Origin of the sequence: Streptomyces sp. NPDC005761 (assembly GCF_040630635.1) — a bacterium.
Taxonomy (GTDB): Bacteria; Actinomycetota; Actinomycetes; order Streptomycetales; family Streptomycetaceae; genus Streptomyces.
The window spans coordinates 26751-46656 of the sequence record NZ_JBEXXX010000056.1; the positions used below are offsets into that span (position 1 = coordinate 26751).

Annotated in this window: 18 protein-coding genes; all 18 read right to left on the reverse strand. The window is 70.4% G+C overall.

The genetic code is table 11. From position 1 onward, the window contains the following. Nucleotides 1-85: 85 nt before the first annotated feature. Nucleotides 86-2698 carry a polynucleotide kinase-phosphatase gene (locus ABZ434_RS32920; RefSeq protein WP_359144657.1) on the reverse strand — a complete coding sequence of 871 codons (2613 nt, stop codon included), beginning with the start codon at nucleotides 2696-2698 and terminating at the stop codon, nucleotides 86-88. Next, nucleotides 2695-4197 (reverse strand): 3' terminal RNA ribose 2'-O-methyltransferase Hen1, encoded by a 1503-nt coding sequence (locus ABZ434_RS32925; RefSeq protein WP_359144660.1) that lies wholly within the window; start codon nucleotides 4195-4197, stop codon nucleotides 2695-2697. The genes ABZ434_RS32920 and ABZ434_RS32925 overlap by 4 nt, the downstream gene beginning before the upstream one ends. Nucleotides 4198-4240: 43 nt before the next feature. Further along, nucleotides 4241-5206, reverse strand: coding sequence for a homocysteine S-methyltransferase (mmuM, locus tag ABZ434_RS32930; protein ID WP_359144663.1), 966 nt, complete (start codon nucleotides 5204-5206; stop codon nucleotides 4241-4243). Between the two features lie 15 nt (nucleotides 5207-5221). Next, nucleotides 5222-6145: an LLM class F420-dependent oxidoreductase gene (locus ABZ434_RS32935; RefSeq protein WP_359144667.1), complete on the reverse strand. Its 924-nt coding sequence runs from the start codon at nucleotides 6143-6145 to the stop codon at nucleotides 5222-5224. A gap of 82 nt (nucleotides 6146-6227) precedes the next feature. Further along, nucleotides 6228-6764: a DUF6099 family protein gene (locus ABZ434_RS32940; RefSeq protein ID WP_359144712.1), complete on the reverse strand. Its 537-nt coding sequence runs from the start codon at nucleotides 6762-6764 to the stop codon at nucleotides 6228-6230. A 125-nt stretch (nucleotides 6765-6889) separates the two neighbouring features. Beyond that, nucleotides 6890-7249 (reverse strand): nucleotide pyrophosphohydrolase, encoded by a 360-nt coding sequence (locus ABZ434_RS32945; protein ID WP_359144670.1) that lies wholly within the window; start codon nucleotides 7247-7249, stop codon nucleotides 6890-6892. A gap of 101 nt (nucleotides 7250-7350) precedes the next feature. Next, complete coding sequence (locus ABZ434_RS32950; RefSeq protein ID WP_359144673.1) at nucleotides 7351-7749, reverse strand: cell division protein SepF; 399 nt, start codon at nucleotides 7747-7749, stop codon at nucleotides 7351-7353. 104 nt (nucleotides 7750-7853) lie between these two features. Further along, nucleotides 7854-9116, reverse strand: a complete 1263-nt coding sequence (locus ABZ434_RS32955; protein WP_359144676.1) for a cytochrome P450 — start codon at nucleotides 9114-9116, stop codon at nucleotides 7854-7856. Beyond that, nucleotides 9113-9742, reverse strand: a complete 630-nt coding sequence (locus tag ABZ434_RS32960; RefSeq protein WP_359144679.1) for an ATP/GTP-binding protein — start codon at nucleotides 9740-9742, stop codon at nucleotides 9113-9115. The genes ABZ434_RS32955 and ABZ434_RS32960 overlap by 4 nt, the downstream gene beginning before the upstream one ends. Beyond that, entirely contained in the window at nucleotides 9720-10073 is a 354-nt protein-coding gene (locus ABZ434_RS32965; RefSeq protein WP_359144682.1) for a DUF742 domain-containing protein, read from the reverse strand. The genes ABZ434_RS32960 and ABZ434_RS32965 overlap by 23 nt, the downstream gene beginning before the upstream one ends. Then, complete coding sequence (locus ABZ434_RS32970) at nucleotides 10070-10495, reverse strand: roadblock/LC7 domain-containing protein (protein ID WP_359144685.1); 426 nt, start codon at nucleotides 10493-10495, stop codon at nucleotides 10070-10072. Before ABZ434_RS32970 ends, ABZ434_RS32965 begins: the two co-directional genes overlap by 4 nt. Next, entirely contained in the window at nucleotides 10492-11850 is a 1359-nt protein-coding gene (locus tag ABZ434_RS32975; protein ID WP_359144688.1) for an ATP-binding protein, read from the reverse strand. The genes ABZ434_RS32970 and ABZ434_RS32975 overlap by 4 nt, the downstream gene beginning before the upstream one ends. A gap of 149 nt (nucleotides 11851-11999) precedes the next feature. Further along, nucleotides 12000-12998, reverse strand: a complete 999-nt coding sequence (locus ABZ434_RS32980) for an MBL fold metallo-hydrolase (RefSeq protein WP_359144691.1) — start codon at nucleotides 12996-12998, stop codon at nucleotides 12000-12002. Between the two features lie 324 nt (nucleotides 12999-13322). Beyond that, nucleotides 13323-14498 carry a ricin-type beta-trefoil lectin domain protein gene (locus ABZ434_RS32985; protein WP_359144694.1) on the reverse strand — a complete coding sequence of 392 codons (1176 nt, stop codon included), beginning with the start codon at nucleotides 14496-14498 and terminating at the stop codon, nucleotides 13323-13325. A 125-nt stretch (nucleotides 14499-14623) separates the two neighbouring features. Continuing rightward, nucleotides 14624-15799, reverse strand: a complete 1176-nt coding sequence (locus tag ABZ434_RS32990) for a Gfo/Idh/MocA family oxidoreductase (RefSeq protein ID WP_359144697.1) — start codon at nucleotides 15797-15799, stop codon at nucleotides 14624-14626. A 42-nt stretch (nucleotides 15800-15841) separates the two neighbouring features. Further along, complete coding sequence (locus ABZ434_RS32995; protein WP_359144700.1) at nucleotides 15842-17482, reverse strand: hypothetical protein; 1641 nt, start codon at nucleotides 17480-17482, stop codon at nucleotides 15842-15844. A gap of 51 nt (nucleotides 17483-17533) precedes the next feature. Further along, on the reverse strand, nucleotides 17534-18493 hold the full coding sequence (locus ABZ434_RS33000) for a carbohydrate ABC transporter permease (protein ID WP_359144703.1): 960 nt from the start codon (nucleotides 18491-18493) through the stop codon (nucleotides 17534-17536). After that, nucleotides 18490-19500, reverse strand: a complete 1011-nt coding sequence (locus ABZ434_RS33005; RefSeq protein WP_359144706.1) for an ABC transporter permease subunit — start codon at nucleotides 19498-19500, stop codon at nucleotides 18490-18492. The genes ABZ434_RS33000 and ABZ434_RS33005 overlap by 4 nt, the downstream gene beginning before the upstream one ends. Nucleotides 19501-19906: the final 406 nt, after the last annotated feature.

Consider the following 19906-nt stretch of genomic DNA (forward strand, 5'->3'; position numbering starts at 1 on the left):
GCGGGACGCCGTTCACCCCGCGAATCGCCAGTCGGTTCCGCCGACCCGGCCGGGACCGGTCACGGTCCCGGCCGGGCAGCGCATCCTACAGCCTCGGGTCCACCGGCTCCGACTCCAGCGCCAGGACCGCGAACACCGCCTCGTGGACTTTCCACAGCGGCTCCCCATCGGCCAGCCGGTCCAGCGCTTCGAGGCCCAGCGCGTACTCGCGCAGGGCGAGCGACCGCTTGTGGCCGAGGAAACGGCCACGCAGCCGGTCCAGATTCTCCGGCCGGGTGTACTCGGGGCCGTAGATGATCCGCAGGTACTCGCGACCGCGCACCTTGATCCCGGGCTGCACGAGGCGGTCCTTGCCGTCCCTGACGAGCGCGCCGAGCGGTTTGACGACCATGCCCTCACCGCCGCGGCCTGTCATCTCCAGCCACCAGTCGATGCCCGAGCGGAGCGACGCCTCGTCGGCGGTGTCGACGACGAGCCGCCGGGTGACCTGGAGCAGACCGGTGGGGTCGTTCTCCACCAGCCGGTCCAGCCATGCCAGTTGCTCGTCGTGGGGTACGGAGGCGAGCGAGCGGCCCTGCACCGCGAGGATCTGGAAGGGCGCCAGGCGCACGCCCTCCAGCCCTTCCGTGCTCCAGCAGTAACGGCGGTACGCCTCGGTGAAGGCGGCCGCGTCCTCGGCCCGCCCCCGCTGCCGGTCCGCGAGCGCGCCGACGTCGATGCCGCGCGCCGCCGCTGCCGCGAGCGCGCCGGTTGCCGCGGGGAAGACGGCCCCCGACGCCGCACCAACCGCCGCGTACTGCGAGCGGAGCAGTCCCGCGGCCTTCAGGGACCAGGGCATCAACTCGGCGTCGAGCAGCACCCAGTCGGTGTCCCACTCCTCCCACAGCCCGGCGGCGGTGAAGGCCTCGCGCAGCCGGCCCAGCACCGCCTCGGTGAGCGCGGGATCGTCCAGGAACGGCCGCCCGGTGCGGGTGTGCAACGCACCCGTCGGGCCGCCCTTGCCGAAGTCGCCGCCGGTACCGAAGCGGTCGCGCGCCACGTCCGCGTCACGGCAGACCAGGGCCACGGCCCGGGAGCCCATGTGCTTCTCCTCGCACACGACCTTGGCCACGCCGTCCGCCCGGTACTGCGCGAACGCCTCGGCCGGGTGTTCCAGATAGCCCTCCTCGTGCGAGGTGGCGGTCGGTGCCATGGTCGGCGGGAGGTAGGCGAGCAGGCGGGGGTCGACGGCGAACCGGCTCATGACCTCCAGCGCGGCCGCCGCGTTCTCCTCACGCACCGCGATCCGGCCCATGTGCCGGGTCTCCACGACCCGGCGGCCCTGCACATCCGCGAGGTCCAGCGGCCGGCCCTCCCGGCCGCCCGGCGCCTCGGTGGTCAGCGGCTTCACCGGCTCGTACCAGACCTGCTCGGCCGGTACGTCGACGAGTTCGCGCTCCGGCCAGCGCAGCGCGGTCATCCTCCCGCCGAACACGGCTCCGGTGTCCAGGCAGATGGTGTTGTTGATCCAGGAGGTGGTGGGGACGGGGGTGTGGCCGTAGACCACGGTGGCTCGGCCGCGGTAGTCCTCCGCCCACGGGTAGCGGACCGGCAGCCCGAACTCGTCGGTCTCACCGGTCGTGTCGCCGTACAGGGCGTGCGACCGGACCCGCCCGGAGGTGCGTCCGTGGTACTTCTCGGGCAGACCGGCGTGGCAGACGACCAGTTTGCCCTCGTCCAGCACGTAGTGGCTGACGAGACCGTCGATGAACTGCCTGACGCGCTCCCGGAACTCCGGATCCTCGGCGTCCTCCCGCTCCAGCTGTTCGATGGTCTCGGCGAGCCCGTGGGTCTGCTGGACCTTGCGGCCCTTGAGGTAACGGCCGAGCTTGTTCTCGTGGTTGCCGGGAACGCAGAGTGCGTTGCCGTCCGAGACCATGGACATGACGCGGCGCAGCACACCGGGGCTGTCGGGCCCGCGGTCGACGAGGTCACCGACGAACACCGCCGTACGCCCTTCGGGGTGCGATCCGTCCACGTACCCGAGCTTGCCGAGCAGGGTCTCCAGCTCGGAGCTGCAGCCGTGGATGTCCCCGATGATGTCGAAGGGGCCGGTGAGGTGGCGGAGGTCGTTGTAGCGCCGCTCCAGGACCACCTCTGCGTGCTCGGCCTCCTCCTCGGTGCGCAGGATGTGGACCTTGCGGAAGCCCTCGCGCTCCAGGCCGCGCAGCGAACGGCGCAGTTCCCGGCGGTGCCGCTGGACGACGTGACGGGCCATGCCGGCACGGTCCGGGCGGCCCGCGTTGCGCGCGAGACAGACCTCTTCGGGCAGGTCGAGAACGATCGCGATCGGCAGCACATCGTGCTCCCGGGCCAGCTGCACCAGCTGACGGCGGCTCTCGGGCTGGACGCTGGTGGCGTCGACGACGGTCAGCCGTCCCGCAGCCAGGCGCTTGCCCGCGATGTAGTGCAGGACGTCGAAGGCGTCCCGGCTCGCGCTCTGGTCGTTCTCGTCGTCGGCGACCAGACCCCGGCAGAAGTCCGAGGAGATGATCTCTGTCGGCTTGAAGTGCCTTCGGGCGAAGGTGGACTTGCCCGAGCCGCTCGCTCCGACGAGGACGACGAGGGAGAGGTCGGTCACCGGAAGGACACGCCCGGTGCGGTCGGTGCTGTGGTCGCTGTCGGTGTCGCTGCTGCGGTCGCTGGTGCTGCTGTTCATGCGGCTTTCGCCTCCTTCTCGGCCTTGGCGCTCTCGCCGGTCCTGTCGCTCTCGCCGGGCGCGGTGATCGTGAAAACGGCCAGCTGGGTGGGCGGGCCGACCTCGGGGTCGTCGGGACCCACCGGGACGAACTCCACCCCGTATCCGTGCCTGCCGGCCACTTCGCCCGCCCAGTCCCGGAATTCGGCCCGGGTCCACTCGAAGCGGTGGTCGCCGTGCCGGACGTGACCGGCCGGAAGGGATTCCCAGCGGACGTTGTACTCGACGTTCGGCGTGGTCACGAGCACGGTACGGGGGCGCGCCACCCCGAACACCGCGTACTCCAGGGCCGGCAGCCTCGGCAGGTCGAGGTGCTCGACGACCTCGCTCAGCACCGCCGCGTCGTACCCCTTGAGCTGCTTGTCCGTGTACGTGAGCGAGCCTTGCCGGAGCGTCACACGCGCGGCCTGACGCTCCCCCATCCGGTCGAGCTTCAGCCGCCGCGAGGCGATCGTCAGGGCCCGCATCGAGACGTCGACGCCGACGATCTCGGTGAAGCGCACGTCCTTCAGCAGAGCCTGCACCAACTGGCCCTGACCGCAGCCCAGGTCGAGCACCCGGCTCGCTCCCGCGGCGGTCAGCGCCGCCAGGATCGCGGCCCTGCGCTGCTCGGCGAGCGGCACCGGCCGCTCCTCCGTGTCGGCCGTCTCGTCGACGGCGTTGTCGATGCTGTCGACATCGAGGTCGTCGGACTCTGCCAGCCGCACCAGCTCCAGCCGCTGCATCGCCTGCCGGGTCAGCCCCCAGCGCCGCGACAGATACCGGCTGGTGATCAGCTTCTGCTCGGGGTGGTCGGCCAGCCAGCCCTCACCGGCCCGCAGCAGCTTGTCCACCTCGTCCGGTGCCACCCAGTAGTGCTTGGCGTCGTCGAGCACGGGCAGCAGGACGTACAGCTGACGCAGCGCGTCAGCGAGTCGCAACTCGCCCTCCAGCACGAGCCGTACGTACCGCGAGTCCCCCCACTCGGGGAACTCCTCGTCCAGCGGTACGGCCACCGCGTCCACCCGCGACCAGCCGAGCGGCCCGAAGAGTCCCCGCACCAGCTCGACCCCACCGCGGGCCGGCAGGGCGGGCACCTCGATCCGCAGCGGCATGGGCTCCTGCGCCCGCTCGGGCATCACCTTGCAGGTACCGCTCAGCGCGGACTTGAAGACGGTGCTCATCGCGACGGCGAGCAACGAGGAAGCCGCGTAGGGGCGGTCGTTGACGTACTGCGCGAGTGCCGCGTCGGGGGCGCCGCCACGGCCCTTGCCCTTGCCCCGCCGCACCAGCGCCACGGGGTCCACCTCCAGCAGCAACGCCGCCGTGCACCGTTCCGCGGACGCCTCGGGGTAGAAGACGTGCGCGGTGCCGTGCGAAGTGGAGAACGTCTGCGCCTTCTCGGGATGCTTGTGCAGCAGGAAACCGAGATCGGTGGCGGGACGCTCCGAGGTGCCGGTAGTACTGATCGTCAGGAACACGCGTCCGAGTATGGTCCGGTTCACTCGCCCTCACCAGGCATTTTCACCTCTCCCCGGGCTCGGGTGTCGACCTTCCCTCGCCGAGCAGCGCGGCCAGCTCCGCGATGGTGGCGGGACCGACGCGGCAGCATCCGCCGACCAGTCGCGCACCGGCACTCTGCCAGGCCCGGACCCGGCCGGGGTCGAACGTCGCTCCCCCGGCCCATCTCCTCCCCTCCGCGTCCCAGCGTTCACCGCTGTTCGGGTAGACGACGACCGGTTTCCCCGTCGCCTCGGCCGCCGCACGGACGGCCGCGTCCGCGTCGGCCGGATCGCAACAGTTCACCCCTGCCGCCACCACCAGGTCCTCTCCGTCGACGAGGGAGAACGCCTCTTCCAGCCGTTGCCCGGCCCTGGTCCGGTCCCCGGCGACGGTGTACGAGAGCCAGACCGGCAGCCCGCACTCCCCCGCCACCCGCACCAGCGCCTGCGCCTCGTCCACGTCCGGCACCGTCTCCAGCGCCAGCACATCGGGACGGGCGGCGGCCAGGGCCTCGATCCGGGGGCGGTGGAAGCGCTCCAACTCCCGGACCGTGAGCCCGTAGCGGCCCCGGTACTCCGCGCCGTCTGCCGTCACCGCCCCGTACGGGCCGACCGAGGCCGCGACCCAGACGTCCCGGTCCACCGCCCCGGCCGCCCGCCGTGCCAGCTCCACGCTGCGGGCGAAGAGCGCGGCCGCCTCCGCCCGCCCGGTCCCGTGCTTCCGGAACCCTTCGAAACTCGCCTGATAGCTGGCTGTGATGAGCACCTGCGCGCCCGCCCGCAGATACGCCGTGTGCGCGGCCTCGATCTGCCCCGGTCCGTCGGCGAGGAGCCGGGCGGACCACAGCGCGTCGGACAGATCGCAGCCCTGCGCCTCCAACTGGTTGGAGAGTCCGCCGTCGAGCAGGACCGTTCCCGCCGCCAGCGCGGCGGCAAGGGGACGGGAGGGGGCCCCGGCCGTACGGCCGGGATCGCGGGCGGGTGGCATCAGGGGCTCCTTGTCTCAGGTGAGCTGGGACTGGACCTGCGACGAGATCAGCTCCAGGTGCTCCAGGTCGTCGAGATCCAGCACCTGGAGGTAGATGCGCGACGCCCCGATCGCGCCGAACCGGCCGATCTTGTCGACGACCTCCGCGGGAGAGCCGGCCAGTCCGTTCGCCTTCAGCTCCGCCACGTCCCGCCCGATGACGGCGGCACGGCTCGCCACCTCGGCGTCGTTCTTGCCGACGCAGACGACCAGGGCGTTGGAGTACACCAGGTCGTCCGGTCCCCGGCCCGCCTCCGCGGCAGCCGCCCTGACCCGGCCGAACTGCCTCTCACTGTCCTCCAGCGAGGCGAAGGGGATGTTGAACTCGTCGGCGTACTGCGCGGCCAGCCGCGGCGTGCGCTTGGCACCGTGCCCGCCGATCAGCACCGGCACCTTGGCCTGCGCGGGTTTGGGCAGCGCGGGCGAGTCCGTGAGCTGGTAGTACGTGCCCTCGTAACTGAACGTCTTGCCGACCTCGGTGGCCCACAGGCCGGTGACGATCGCCAGCTGCTCCTCCAGCCGGCCGAACTTCTCCTTGGGGAAGGGAATGCCGTAGGCCTTGTGCTCCTGCTCGAACCAGCCGGCGCCCAGACCCAGCTCGACGCGGCCGCCGGACATCTGGTCGACCTGGGCCACCTGGATGGCGAGGACACCAGGCAGCCGGAACGTCCCGGCCGTCATCAGTGTGCCGAGGCGGATCCGCTTGGTCTCGCGCGCCAGCCCGGCCAGCGTGATCCATGCATCCGTCGGGCCGGGAAGGCCGTCGCCCTGCCCCATGCGCAGATAGTGGTCGGACCGGTAGAAGGCATCAAAGCCGAGGTCCTCCGCCGCCTTCGCGACAGTGAGCAGTGTGTCGTAGCTCGCCCCTTGCTGGGGCTCGGTGAAGATTCGAAGATCCATACATCCATCCTGCACCTCCGGACGCCCCACACTCCCCTCCGGCCGTCCTCCCCGCGCCGCCGCGCTCCCGGTGCCCCGGCACTCAGCCGATGCCGGGGGCCGGACCCACCGGTCCGTGCAGCACGCCGTGCGGGCCGTCCCGCTCCCGGCCACGCTCCAGATCCTCCCGGCGCTCCCGGTCACGCTCATCGAGCAGCCGGAGCATGCCGTGCACGCGGTCCGTCGACTCGTCGGCGGCGTCGATCGCCTCCATGCACTGCCAGTACAGGCCCTGCTCATCGGTCTCGCACGCCACCCCGACCAGGGCTATCCCCACCTCGCCCAGCAGCGCGCCGAGGCCGGTCAGGGCCGCTCGCGGATCGGCGACCTCGGAGAGCTGCGCCGCCCGGGCCACTCCTGCCCGGGCAGCCGGGTGATCCAGAGCCCCGTTGCTCCGTCCGCCGATCTCGCTGAGCCCGCTCGCCTCGCCCCGTAACTCCTTGGGCCCACCCGCTGCCAGCCGGCTCCCGATCGCCTGCGCCAGCGCCTGGGCCTGCCAGGCCTCGGCGATGATGTCCGGCGTGCCCCGGCTCTGCGCCAGTGCCCTCCGGATGACTGCTACAAGCCGCTCCGCTTCCATCCCGTGCCCCCGTTCGACGCGAAAACCCACTCACCTCTTCCATTACCCACAGTGAGGGCGGTGGTACCGAAAGGCCAGGGGATTTCGGAAATCTGTGGACACGAAATCGAATGTGGACAAGTCGATCACTCCGAAGAGTGACGAGTGGGGCGATCCGCCGGCTCCGGCACCGGGAAGCGCCCCTCATTCCGGTCGATCTTGGCCGCCAGGGCAGCCAGCACGTCGATCCCCAGCACCTCGCAGAACTGCAGCAGATAGGCGAGAACGTCCGCGACCTCGTCCGCGACCCGGTGCGCCGTTCCCGGGTCCTCCATCACCCGCGCCGACTGTTCCGGCGTCAGCCACTGGAAGATCTCCAGGAGTTCGGCGGCCTCGACGCTCAGCGCCGCCGCGAGGTTCTTCGGGGTGTGGTACTGCTCCCAGTCGCGTGCGGCCGCGAAGGCGACGAGCCGTTGCCGGAGCGTGCGTACGTCGAGTTCTGTCACAGCCCAGGTCTACCACCGCCGCTCCGGCGGGCAGGCGGCGCACCGGGGCCGCATCCGGTCACGGCGTACCGGATGCGTGGCGGCCCCGGCCGCTGCGCCGGCTACGCCCCCGGTACGCCCGCCGCCGTCACGCCTTCGACCTCCATGCCGAGGGGCGACAGCAGGAAGACGTTCCGGTCGACCCGGTGCATTCCGCTGCCGAGCCCGAAGACGACACCGCTGGTGAAGTCGAGGATCCTTTTGGCCACATCGCTCTCGGCACTGGTCAGATCGAGGAGTACCGGAATCTGTGCGACCAGGTACTCGGCGACCTCGCGCGCGTCGGCGAAGATCTGCACCCGCAGCACCACCATGCGCCGCTGCTCGGCGCTCTCCCGCTCGTCCGGGACCGTGTGGTGGTCCACCCGGGAGGGCCACTCGTTGCGACTGCGCAGCGGGACGACCTGGGCGAGCCCCTCCCACTGCTCGTCCGTGACGTCATACCTGTCGTACCTGCTCACCGGACCACCCCGTCTGTGCATCGGTCGGCGTTGCGCCGGCAGCGCTCACTGTTCATCGGGCAATTCTCTCGCCCCTCACCCGTTCGGCCTACCAGCGACACGGCTCAGGAACCGATCGGAACCTCCTGCCGCCCGGCGGGATCCCGGTCCGGGCCCGCGGACACGGTGGTGTCGAGGGGGGTGAACCGTACCGGAAGATGCACCAGCGCACGGTGGAACGGTCCCGGCCGCCAGAGCAGTTCACTCACCGGGACGGCCAGCTCCGCATCGCACAGCTGACTGGTGAGCTGCTCGATCGCGGTCATCGCGATGAGCAGGGCCGGCTGCTTCGCCGGGCATCGGTGGGGGCCGGCCGACCAGGCCAGATGGGCGCTGCCTCCGGACCGCACTCCGGTCTCCGAAGTGGCGGGACCCGACTGGGTGTTGGCTGCACCGAAGGAGACCAGGACGAGCTGTCCCGCGCGCAGCCGGACCCCGTGGAACTCGGTGTCGTGGCGCGGGTAGTGCGCCGCCAGATTGGCGATCGGCGGGTCCTGCCACAGGACCTCGTTGATCGCCTCGTGGGCGGTCATGGCGCCGCCGTGCAGGGAGCCCGCATACCGCTCGTCGGTGAGCATGTGCAGCGTGGCGTTGCCGATCAGGTTGGTCGCCGGATCGTGGCCCGCGCTCATGAGCAACGTGATCTGACGCACAGTCTCGTCGTTGTCCAGCTGAGCCGGATGCGCGAGGAAGTACGAGGTGAGGTCGCGGCGCGGCCGGGCGCGCCGGTCGGCCACGAGACGGGTGACGACGTCGACGAGGTCGGCGTACGCGGCGGCGGCACCCTGAGCCGAGTTCATCATGCCGCCGATGCCGTCGACGATGCGTTCGCCGTCCGCCGGATCGACGCCGAACCAGGTGACGAACACGTGCAGCGGGAGCCGGCGGGCGTACTGCGCGATGAGGTCGCCGCTGCCGGTCGCGGCGAACGCCCCGATGAGCTGCTGGGCCACCCTGGCCACCTCGGCGCGCAGGAGGTGCGGTTCGATCAGGGCGAGGGTGTCGTTGATGGCGTCGCGGTAACGGGCGTGCTCCGCGCCGTCGCTGAACAGTGCGGTGGGTCGGTGTCCCAGTACGGGCAGGACCGGGGAGTCCGCCGGGACCGTCGCCTGCCAGGTACGGGGGTCCTTGCTGAAGGTGTGGGTGTCGCGCAGCGTGTCGACGGCCGCCTGGTAGTCGGTGACGAGCATCGCGTCGACGCCCGGAGCGATCCGGACCGGCGCGAGGGGGCCGTGTTCCCGCAGTCTGCGGTAGTGACCGTGCGGGTCTGCCGCGAAGTCGGGGCCGTACAGCGCCAGGGGCTGCGGCGGCTGCGGATGCGATGTCATGACGGGTCCTCGGGCTGCGGGTCCTCGGGCTGCGGCAGTCGGGTCAGCACGTGTTCGGCCAGCGCGATCAGGGCGTCGATGCTGCCGCGTCGCTCCCTCGCGTCGCACTGGACCAGCGGGGTCCCGGCGTCGAGGTCGAGGTGTGCCCGCAGGACCTCGTCGCTGTGGGCGGGGGCGTCGGGGAAACGGTTGACGGCGACGGCGTACGACAGCCCCTGCTCCTCGACCATGTCCATGACGGCGAAGGAGTCGGCGAGCCTGCGGGTGTCCACGAGGACGAGCGCGCCCAGCGCACCGCGCGCGATGTCCTCCCAAAGGGGCAGGAACCGGTCCTGGCCGGGTGTGCCGAACATGTACAGCACGAGGTCGTCCAGGACCGTGAGGCGTCCGAAGTCGATGGCGACCGTGGTCGTGGTCTTGTCGGGGAGCCCGGCGGTGTCGTCGAGCAGGGTGCTGGACTGGGTCATCGCCTCCTCGGTGTGGAGCGTGGGGATCTCCGAGAGGGTGCGGATCAGGGTCGTCTTGCCCACGCCGAAGGGACCCGTGACGACGAGTTTCATCAGGGTCCGGGCGGCAGCCGGCAGATAGCCGACGTCCGTCCGGTCAGTGGAGGGAGCGGAGTCCAACGAGCAGCCTCTCGACGAGCGACCGGTCGATGTCCCCGGCACTGGGTATCGGCGGTCGCGTGAGCAGAAGTCCGGCGGCCGCGAGATCCGTGGCCAGGAATACGGTGGCGCTGACCGGCAGGTCCAGATGGGCCGAGCACTCGACGACGGTGAGCGCGCCCGGCTCCAGCAGGTCGCACAGCCTGCGCTGCTCGGAGCCGGTGTCCTGCGGCAGGGCCTCCTCGGTGCGCACGAGCACGGCGAGCCGGTCGAGCGCGGGGCCGGTGGGCCGGGACCGGCCCCCGGTGACGAGATAGGCGGGAATCAGGCGGCGTCCTGGGCCGGCAGTCATGGCCGGGTGGCGGTGTCCGGTTGGCGGGTGGGGGCGTGCATCGCCCGCGTCAGCGCGGTGACCTGCACCTGCATCTGGTAGGCGATGTCCCCCAGTTTTGCGCCGGGCTCGGCGAACAGGGCCAGCGTGGTGTTCCTGCCCGCCGGTACGACGATGGCGAAGCCCAGGTCGGACTCGACGACCGTCTGGGCCAGTTGCGGGGCCTCCGCGTTGGTGAACGCGGTGGTGAAGGCACGGGCGGCGGCGTGCAGCGTGGCCGTCATGGCGGCGACCCGTTCACCGGACGCCCGGTCGAGGCCGGGCGAGGCGCCCTCGACGAGACCGTCGCCGGTGGCGACCACGGCGTGCTGGACTCCGGGCAGTTCCAGCAGCGGGGTCAGCACCCACGCGAGGTCACCGGTGCTGGGGCTGGGGGCGCTCACTTCTCGTCGTCTCCTTGGTCAGCCTGGTCGCCCAGGTGGTCGTGGCCGTCGGCATCCGGTACGGGGGCCCGCCCGGCGACGCTCCTGCCGATCAGGGTGCCCTGCTGGAGGGCCGCCCAGGAAGACTCGGCCTGTTCGGGTGTACGGGACACCTGTCCGGCGGCCGGGGCGGCCGGGGTCGCGGCAGCCGCCGGGCGCGGCGCGCGTCGGCGCCTGCTGGGCAGCCCCGAAGGTACCGCGGCGGGCGGCGGCTCCGGCGGTCCGGACTCCGCGGGGGCGTCCGACCGGTCCTGGGCGGGGGTGGCCGACACAGGCACCGGGGCCAGGACGGAAAGGGTGTGGTCGTCCTCCAGCACGGTCAGCAGGTGGGCGGGGACACGGAGGATGGTGCGCATGCCGCCGAAGGGCGACGCCTCGATGTGGCAGTGGAAGCCGTACTGCACCACCAGCCGGCCGACGACCGCGAACCCGGTCTGCGGTGGGTCGCCCAGCTCGGTCAGCAGGACCTCGGACGGCCCGGCCAGCAGGGCGCGGGCCCGGTCGAGCGCGTCGTCGTCCATGCCGATGCCCGCGTCGTCGACCACCACGAACGCGCCCCGGCCGCCGCTCTGCTGGACGGTCACCTGCACATCGGTGTCGGGGTGCGAGTAGGCCGTGGCGTTGGCGAGCAGTTCGGCGAGCGCGATCGCGAGGGGTTCGGCGGCGCGGGCGGCGAGGCCCAGGCGTTCGTCGCGGAGGTGGTTCGCCACCTTGATCCGCTCGTAGCCCGCGACCCGGGACTGCGCCCCGAGCACGACCTCGACCAGGGGCGAGTTCTGCCGGGCCAGGCCCGGCCACGCGTCGCAGAGCACGGCGGTGGACTGGGTGCGGCGCAGCGCGAGTTCGTTGCGGAAGTCCAGTTGCAGGATGCGCGGGTCGTCGTACTCGTGCTGGAGCTCGTGCAGCAGCTGCTGGGACTGGTTGAGCAGGGACTGGATCTTGGCGGAGGTGCCGCGCATCGCCGCACGGGCGGCCGCGTCGACGCGCTGCCGCTCCTCCATGACCGCGGTCCGGGCCGCCTGCACGGCCTCGGTGAGGAGCCTCGCCGCCTCGCCGTCGACCTCGGCCGCCTCCCGCAGCCCGGGAACCTGGGCGCTGGGGTGGGAGAGGGCGAGCGCGCCGGCCGGGATCCGCTTGCGCGCCAGCTGCCGGATCTCGTCGACGAGGGCCGCGGTGCGGGCCTCGGCCGCCTTCGCCTGGCGTTCGGCCAGCTCGGCGTGGGCCACGGCCAGTTGCTCCGAGCGGGCGGCCCGGTAGAAGCGTGCCGTTGCTGCCACGGCGGCTATGACGGCGACCACCGCCACGATCCATGCCATGCCGTTACCGCGTTTCTGTCGTCGGGTCGGTCCTGTGTCCGGGGCGGCGGCCTCCGGTCCCGTGGCCGGGGCGAAGGAGGCCGGTCCCGTGGCTGCCGTGGCCGCGAGCGCCGGCCCCGTTGCTGCCGCGGCGGCCGGGGGCCGTGCGGTCAGTCCGCCCGGCCTGCCTTCTCACGGGCCTGCTCCACTTCTTGCGCGACTGCTGCGACGTCAGTCATGACCTGGAGTACGCCGGGGAGTTCGGATCCGTCGAGCTGCCGGTACTCGCTGCCGATCGTGACCACCAGCCGCTCCGGAAGCCCCAGTTCGGGGTGGCGCCCCTCCCCGATCACCCGGCGGGCCGCCTCCACGGCGGGCACGCCCGCGGAATGGAAGGCGTGGGCGCGCTCCCGCACGTACTCCAGGTAGACGATGTGGTCGCGTACGCCTGCCCGGTCCAGGACCGGCCCGTGGCCCGGCACGACGGTCTCGGCGCCGGTGGCCAGTACCTGTTCGCAGGCCGCGATCACGTTGCTCAGCGGGCCCGCCCAGTGGATCGGGTGGTCGCCCGGCTGCTGCGGGGTCGAGGAGAAGATGATGTCGCCGCTGAACACGACGCCCTGCGCGGGCAGGTGGACCATGAGGTCCCCCGTGGTGTGCGCGGACGGCAGGGACGTGATGCGGACGGGGTACTCCCCCAGGGTGAGCTCCAGCTCCCCGGTGAAGTAGGTCGTCGGCCGGACCGGATCGGTCTGCGACCAGTCGAAGGGGCCGAAGTGACGCCCGAGGTAGGCGCCGAGCGCGGTGGCCGGATCGCTCCCGTTGACCAGGGCGTGCTGCTGTTGCGGCGTGGGCTCGTAGTGGATGTGCTCCCGGGCCTCGCGGGTCGCGATGATCTCGGCGTCCGGGAGGACCCCCGCACCCCAGAAGTGGTCCCCGTTGGCGTGCGTGACGATGACGCGGTCGATGGAGACACCGTCGGGCAGCAGCTTCGTGCTCTCGGCCAGGAACTGCCCCGCGAGCACCGTGTCGTACGGCGTGTCGATCCAGAGCGCGCCACGAGGGGAGACGAGCAGGCCGCAGTTGGCCAGCCCCCAGCCCCGCTTCGGCGGGAGCCACGCGTACAGGCCCCGGCCCAGGTCAACGACGTCTCCACCCGTGATCGACATGGACGCGATTATGCCGACCGGTTTCCGGTCTTGCGTTCGAACCCGGCCACTCGACCCTCCCTTTGGCGTGAAATCGACTATTCGCCACTCGGGAGGCGGCCGGCCGGTGACCGTACGAGAGCGATCGAGCCAGGCACGGCCGGACAGCACCGGAACAGTTCGGAGCAAATCCCCCGGCCGCCTCCCCCCTCGTCACCGATGCGCAGTGGCCCGCCGTCAAACCGGCGGAGGTCGATTACCCACCGAGCATGGCTGAAAACAGGCGCCGAAAAGCCCCCGGGTAGGACCGCGGGAGGCGGCCCGCCGGGGGCTTGGTCTCACGTACTAGTAGGTCGCGGGCACGTTCCACTGCTGGTTGGCGCCGCCGTGGCAGTCCCACACGTTCAGCGCGGTCCCGTCCGCGGTGGCGCTCCCCGGCGCGTCGAGGCATCGGCCCGACGCCTTGTTGACGAGTGCGTGCGTGGAACCGTTGTACGTCCACTGCTTGGCCGGGTCGGAGACGGCTCCGCCCGTACCCGTTCCCGCACAGTCACGTACCCGTACGGCCGCGCCGTTGCCCGTGCCCTCCGCGGTGAGGCAGTAGTCGGAGGGCAGCCGCAGCGTGCCGTCGGCCGCTCTCACCCAGGCCTGGTTGGCGCCGCCCGAGCAGGTGTAGACGTCGGCGACGGTGCCGTTCGAGACGCCTCCCGCGGCGTCCACGCACTTTCCGCCCTGCCCCGTCACCGGGCCGCGCACCGAGTTGCCGACCGCGAGGTTCTGCACCGTGGAGCCGGCGACGACATCGGTCCGGGTCGTGGACGCGCACGCGTTGCCGTTGTTGGACGTGCCCGAGACCGCGCCGGTGACTGCCCCGCCGTTGCCGGTGGGCGTCCCGAAGCGAACGTCACTGAACGGCTGGTCGTAGCAGTTGGCGCGGGAGTCGTTCCATTCGAAGTACTCGGTCCAGTCGACCATCCCGGTGGGCGAGATGGCGGTCGCCGGAGTCTTGATGGTGCCGAGCTTGTACGAGGCGCCCGTGGCGGTGTCCGCGACGGTGGCGCCGAACCAGCCGTCGCCCTCGGCCGCGACCTTGAAGGTGTAGCGGTGGCCGGCGGTCCAGTCGAGGTTCATCCGGCAGCTCATGCCTTCGCCCTCGCCGCCGAAGCCCTGGCACCAGCTGCCGGTGGAGCCGGCCTTGGCCTCGGAGACGTCCCAGACGGAGAAGAGGAGCATGCGGCTCTTGCCTCCGTTGGACTGCATCCCGATGTACGCGCCGTTGCCCTGGTCGAAGCCGAACTGGTGGCTCCAGAAGACGTTGGCCTGGTATCCGGGATCGTGCTGGACAGTGGTGGACCAGGTGACGTCGGTCAGCTTCGGCGCACCGGAGAAGGTGTAGTTGGTGTAGGTGCCGGGCGTCGTCCCGATACCTGCTGCCTGTGTGGGGGCTGCCGTGCCGAGCAGTGCCAGAGCGGCTGCCGCGGCGGTGGCGGTGATGGTTCCGAACAAGTGGCGCAGAGTCATGCGTTGCACCTGCTTCTGCTGGGGGGATGGGGATCGGTTCCTTGCATGCACCGGCTCGGTGCATCTCTTGCGGTGAAACCCGCCGGACAGGGCCGTGGCCCTGTCCGGCCTTCCCGGTCAGATCCTCAGGAACGGACCTGCCCGCGTTCGAAGTACGCGACCAGCCTGGGGTCGAGGGCCGGCACGTCGTACGGCGCACCGCCCTCGCGCAGGGAGCGGGTCGCGAGGACACCGGCGGCGACGCTCATCCGCGCGGCGACCGGTGAGGTGTCGGTGACTCCCCCGTCACGCACGAACCGGCAGAACTCCTCCATGATCCGGGTGTCACCGCCGCCGTGCGAACCGCCGGCCTCCGGCACCCGGTAGGTGATGTCGGCGTCGGCGCGGTATCCGCTGGGGCCGGTGTTCCAGACCTTGACCTCGTCACCGGGGCTGTCGCCGAAGTTCTCCAGCCGCCCCTCGGTGCCGATCACGGTGTAGTTGCGCCAGTAGTCCGGGGTGAAGTGGCACTGCTGGTAGGCGGCAACGACGCCGTTGTCGAGCTGCATGTTCATCACCGAGACGTCCTCGACGTCGACGATGTGGTGCAGGTCCTTCCGGGCGGTCGGCGGCCAGTCGAACTCGCGCAGCCAGTTGTCCGGGCGAGGGGTTCCGGCCTCGCGGCGCGGCAGCCCGCCGTAGACGAGCAGGTCGCCCAGCGCGTTGACCCGCCGTGTGTAGCCACCGGCCAGCCAGTGCAGCACGTCGATGTCGTGCGCGGCCTTCTGGAGGAGCAGTCCGGTGGTCCGGGTCCTGTCGGCGTGCCAGTCCTTGAAGTAGTAGTCGCCGCCGTAGCCCACGAAATGGCGCACCCAGACGGCCTTGGGCTCCCCGATGTCGCCGCGGGCGATGATGTCGCGCATCAGCCGTACGACGCCCATGTGCCGCATGTTGTGGCCGACGTAGAGCCGGGTGCCGGTCTCGTACGCGGCGCGCAGGATGTTGTCGCAGCTCTCGACGGTGATCCCCAGCGGCTTCTCCACGAAGACCGCCTTGCCGGCGCGGAGCGCGTCGATCGCGATGGCCTCGTGGGTGTCGTCCGGGGTCGCGATGACGATCGCGTCGAGGTCGTCCCGGTCGAGGAGCAGCTTGTAGTCCTCGACCGCGACGTCGGTGCCGAAACGCTCGGCCTCGCGCCGGCGCACCTCCGGGTCGAGATCGCAGACGGCGGTGACGGCCGATCCCTGTCCCGGGTGGTGGGCGGACATCGCGATGGAACGGCGCAGGCCGAGTCCGATGACGCCGAGTCGCAGGTCTGACACGGGAGTCCCCTTCTCTGTGTGTACGGGTCGTGCGGGCGGAGGCTACTTACCGGCGATCGAGGCCTCGAACTCGGCCCGCATCTTGTCGCCGCCGCCGGAACGCCACTTGCGCAACTGCTCCTTGTAGGCGGAGATCGGCTTGCGGCCCGCGATGATGTCCAGCTGGACGTCGGCCATGGCGGTGGTGAGCGAGGGACTCTTGCTGGTCGACGTGTCGGAGAAGTGCCCGCTCGTCGGGTTGGACTGGCTGATCTTGAGGAGGTCCTCCTGCCAGCCGTGGATCTTCCCGGCCAGCTCGGCCTTGCCCGGCAGGTAGACGTACTCGGGGCCTGCGGCGAGGAAGGCCAGCGGCATGGCCGTGGTGACCGCCTCGGAGTTCCCCTTGGGCGTGAGCTGGATGTCGCCCTTCGCCGTGCGGGTGAAGTGCTTGCCCTCGATGCCGTTGTCGAGGAAGAGCCGCTCCTCCGTACCGAAGGGCGCGGCCAGGTAGTCCATGACGCCCAGCAGCATCTTCACGCGTTCGGCGTCGGCCTTCTTGTTGATCGCGGTGTAGCCGACCGAGCCGTAGCCCATGTTGTACCTCGGCTCGGCACCGGTCCTGGCCGCGAACGGCACGATGACACCGAACGGGAAGTCGTACGTCTTGGAGTCGACCAGGAAGCTGGGGAAGGACTGCACATAGGCGCCGAGGCTGCCCTGCGCCATCTTCTCCATCGTCGTGCTGAGGTTGGGGTCGGGCCAGAACAGTCCGGCCTTCGCCACCTTGACGCCGAACGCCAGGGCTTCCTGGTACTCCTCCGTCTCGTACATGTGCGTCAGCTTGCCGTCCTCCAGCCGCCAGCCGCTGGGCGCGCCGAACCACTGGCCGAACTGGCCGACGTGGTTCACGTACGCCGGCTCCAGGACGTACTTGTTGCGCTTCGGGTCCGCGAGTTCCTTGCCCTTGGCGAGGAAGTCCTCGGCGCTGGTGAACTCGGCACCGCCGACGGGCTTCCAGAAGTCCTGGTTGACGACGTAGACCTGGCCCATGGAGCCGTAGGCCACCGTCACGCCGCGGATCTTGCCGTTGATCACGGCGGTCTTCCAGGCGGTGGTCGGCAGGTTCGCCAGATTCGGGTAGGCCTTCACCGCGTCGCCCGAGAGGTACGGCGTGAGGTCGTGGAACTTGGCGTCCAGGAGCTCGGGCACGCGCTGGATGCCCTGGTTCGGCGGGAACCAGACCAGGTCGGGTATGTCTCCGCCGGCCATCATGGCGTTGAACTTGGTGAGGTACGCGTCCACGCCCTGGTCGACGACGATCGTCATGTCGAACTGCGCCCCGAGGCGCTTGTTCAGCTCCTGCCAGTAGGCGTTCTTGGCCTGCGGCGGGGCGGGGGTCGTGAAGGTCTCGGTGAGGGCGGTGATACGGCTGCCGTCACCGGGCACCTTGGACACCGACTTGGTGAGCTGCTTGGGGTAGCGCAGATATGTGGCGTCCAGGCCGGCCGCGTTGCCCGCCAGGTCCGCGGGGGCGGTCTGCGCTGCCACGTACGTCGGCAGTTTCAGCTTGGCCGATGCCTTGGCGCCGCCCTTGCTGACCGTCGCTCCGCTGCCGCAGGCGCTCAGAGTGGACAGGCCGGCCACGGTCAGACCGGCGATTCCCGCGGCGCCCATGAAGCCGCGCCGGGACAGGTTGGTGGACATGGTGCTCCTAGAAGTGTGTGGCCTGCGGGACTTCGGGGCGGGGTGGGCGGATCAGCCCTTGATCGCCCCGGTGAGGACGCCCTTGACGAAGAACTTCTGCAGGAAGGGGTAGACACAGAAGATGGGCACGATGGCGATGATCAGCACGGCCATCTGCAGCGAGGTCGCGGGTGGCACGGCATGGACGCCCATGGCCGACGCGTTGATGCTCTGCCCGTTCAGTACGTAACTGCGCAGGATCACCTGGATGGGGAACTTGCTGGAGTCGTTGAGGTAGAGCACCGCGTTGAAGAAGCTGTTCCAGTAACCCACCGCGTAGAACAGGCCGACCACCGCGAGCACTGCCTTGGACAGCGGGAGCACGATCCGGAAGAGGACGGTGACCTCACCGGCCCCGTCGATCCGGGCCGCGTCGTACAACTCCTCGGGGATGCTCTGGAAGAAGGAGCGGACGACAACGATGTTGAACGCGTTGAGCAGGACCGGAAGGATCAGCGCGGCGTAGGTGTCCAGCATCTTGAACTGCTGGACCGCCAGGTACGTCGGGATGATGCCTGGCGCGAAGAGGAAGGTACCCAGTACCAGCAACAGGATCGGCTTGCCGAGGACCGTGCCGGGGCGCGAGGTGCCGTACGCGATCATCACCGTGCACGCCAGGCTGAGCGCCGTGCCGATCAGCGTGATGCAGATGGAGACCAGAGCGGCCTGCGTGACGACGCCTCCGGAGAGGATGACGCGGTACGCCTCCAGGGTCGGGTGGTGCGGCAGGAGTACGTAACCGCCATTGGCGTTCAGCTCCTCACGGCCGGCCAGGCTGGTGCCGATCGCCAGGACGAACGGGTAGAGCACGATCACGGTGAGGACGGCCAGAGCTGCCGCCTTCGCGCCCTGTCCGTACCAGTGGGGGCGCTCCATCCACGGCGGCCTGCCGTGGGTGATGCGGGGGCGCGAGGCGCCCCGGGGGCCGAACCGTGCCGTGCGCAGTCGGCCGGCGAGGGACTGCTGACTCATCGGTACACTCCCTGCTCGCCGAAGCGGTGGGCCAGCTTGTTGGCGGCGAGGATGAGCGCGAATCCGATGACGCCCTTCATCAGTCCGGCGGCGGTGCTCATGCCCCAGTCGCCGTCGACGACGCCGTGGAAGTAGACATAGGTGTCCATGACTTCGGAAGCGTCCGGGCCGACGGCATCACGCTGCAGGATGATCTGCTCGAAGCCCACCGAGAGGATGTCGCCGAGGCGCAGGATCAGGAGCATGAGGATCACCGGCCGGATGCCCGGCAGGGTGACGTGCCAGATCCTGCGGAGCCAGCCGGCACCGTCCATCGCCGCGGACTCGTACTGCCCCATGTCGATGGAGGCGATGGCCGCCAGGAAGATGATGGTGCCCCAGCCGCAGTCCTTCCAGATGGCCTGGGCGGTGATCAGCAGCTTGAACGTGCCGGGGTCCGTCATCACGTTGCCGATGCTGACCCCGTGCTCCATCAGCAGCGTGGTGACCGAACCCGCGCCGCCGAGCACCTGCTTGAACATGGCGACGACGACCACCCAGGACAGGAAGTGCGGGAGGTACACGACGGTCTGGATGAACCGCTTGATCTTCTCGCTGATGAGCGAGTTGAGCAGCAGGGCCAGGGCGATCGGCGCGGGGAAGTACAGGAGCAGCTGGATCGCGGTGATCTGCAGCGTGTTGGAGACCGCGCTCCAGAACTCCGGTTCGGCGAGCAGCGCGGTGAAGTTCGCGAGGCCGACGAACGGGCTCTCCTTGAAGCCCAGGAACGGCTGGTAGTCCTGGAAGGCGATGACGTTGCCCGCGAGCGGCAGGTAGAAGAAGAGCGCGAAGTACAGAACACCCGGCAGGCAGAGGAGCAGCAGCGACCTGTCCCGTTTGAGCCGATACCGCAGCGGCTGCCGTATTCGGCCCTTCCCGCCCTTCTTCCCGGCGGGGCGGCCCGCCTCGTCGGGGTCGCGGGGCTGCGGCTCGCGTGGCCGCACGGCTGTGACCGGCGCATCTGCCATCGTCACAGGCACCTCCAGGGCTGATGAAGCGAGATGACGTCCCGCATACGTGGAGGCGGTGCGCGCCGCTGAAGGCGCGTCCGCTGCTCCTGCGCGGCGACAGCCACATAGTTCACGACCGCACACCACGATGGCAAGAGTTGCTCATTTCACTGACGTAACGAACATCTATTGGCATGGAAAAGTCGCAGCAAGCACAGCCGAAGGCAGAGCGGACGCACGAAATGGGCACACAAGCGACACGGAACCGCCGCACCCCCGGGTGAAGGCAACTGCAATACCGTCAGAAGCGGTGCAGTAGTGCTCGATTGTGATCACTCGTCGACAGGGCCAAGCAGTTTCACGCACATCAAAACCTTGCCGGGCGCATGCATGACGGCGGGCCGCCACACCTCGTGTGGCGGCC

Bases quoted from the DNA above. Each gene is read 5' to 3' on its own strand.
- ABZ434_RS32920 (WP_359144657.1), bottom strand. From the start codon at position 2,698: ATGAACAGCAGCACCAGCGACCGCAGCAGCGACACCGACAGCGACCAC.
- mmuM (WP_359144663.1), bottom strand. From the start codon at position 5,206: ATGCCACCCGCCCGCGATCCCGGCCGTACGGCCGGGGCCCCCTCCCGT.
- ABZ434_RS32935 (WP_359144667.1), bottom strand. From the start codon at position 6,145: ATGGATCTTCGAATCTTCACCGAGCCCCAGCAAGGGGCGAGCTACGAC.
- ABZ434_RS32940 (WP_359144712.1), bottom strand. From the start codon at position 6,764: ATGGAAGCGGAGCGGCTTGTAGCAGTCATCCGGAGGGCACTGGCGCAG.
- ABZ434_RS32955 (WP_359144676.1), bottom strand. From the start codon at position 9,116: ATGACATCGCATCCGCAGCCGCCGCAGCCCCTGGCGCTGTACGGCCCC.
- ABZ434_RS32965 (WP_359144682.1), bottom strand. From the start codon at position 10,073: ATGACTGCCGGCCCAGGACGCCGCCTGATTCCCGCCTATCTCGTCACC.
- ABZ434_RS32975 (WP_359144688.1), bottom strand. From the start codon at position 11,850: ATGGCATGGATCGTGGCGGTGGTCGCCGTCATAGCCGCCGTGGCAGCA.
- ABZ434_RS32980 (WP_359144691.1), bottom strand. From the start codon at position 12,998: ATGTCGATCACGGGTGGAGACGTCGTTGACCTGGGCCGGGGCCTGTAC.
- ABZ434_RS32985 (WP_359144694.1), bottom strand. From the start codon at position 14,498: ATGACTCTGCGCCACTTGTTCGGAACCATCACCGCCACCGCCGCGGCA.
- ABZ434_RS32995 (WP_359144700.1), bottom strand. From the start codon at position 17,482: ATGTCCACCAACCTGTCCCGGCGCGGCTTCATGGGCGCCGCGGGAATC.
- ABZ434_RS33000 (WP_359144703.1), bottom strand. From the start codon at position 18,493: ATGAGTCAGCAGTCCCTCGCCGGCCGACTGCGCACGGCACGGTTCGGC.
- ABZ434_RS33005 (WP_359144706.1), bottom strand. From the start codon at position 19,500: ATGGCAGATGCGCCGGTCACAGCCGTGCGGCCACGCGAGCCGCAGCCC.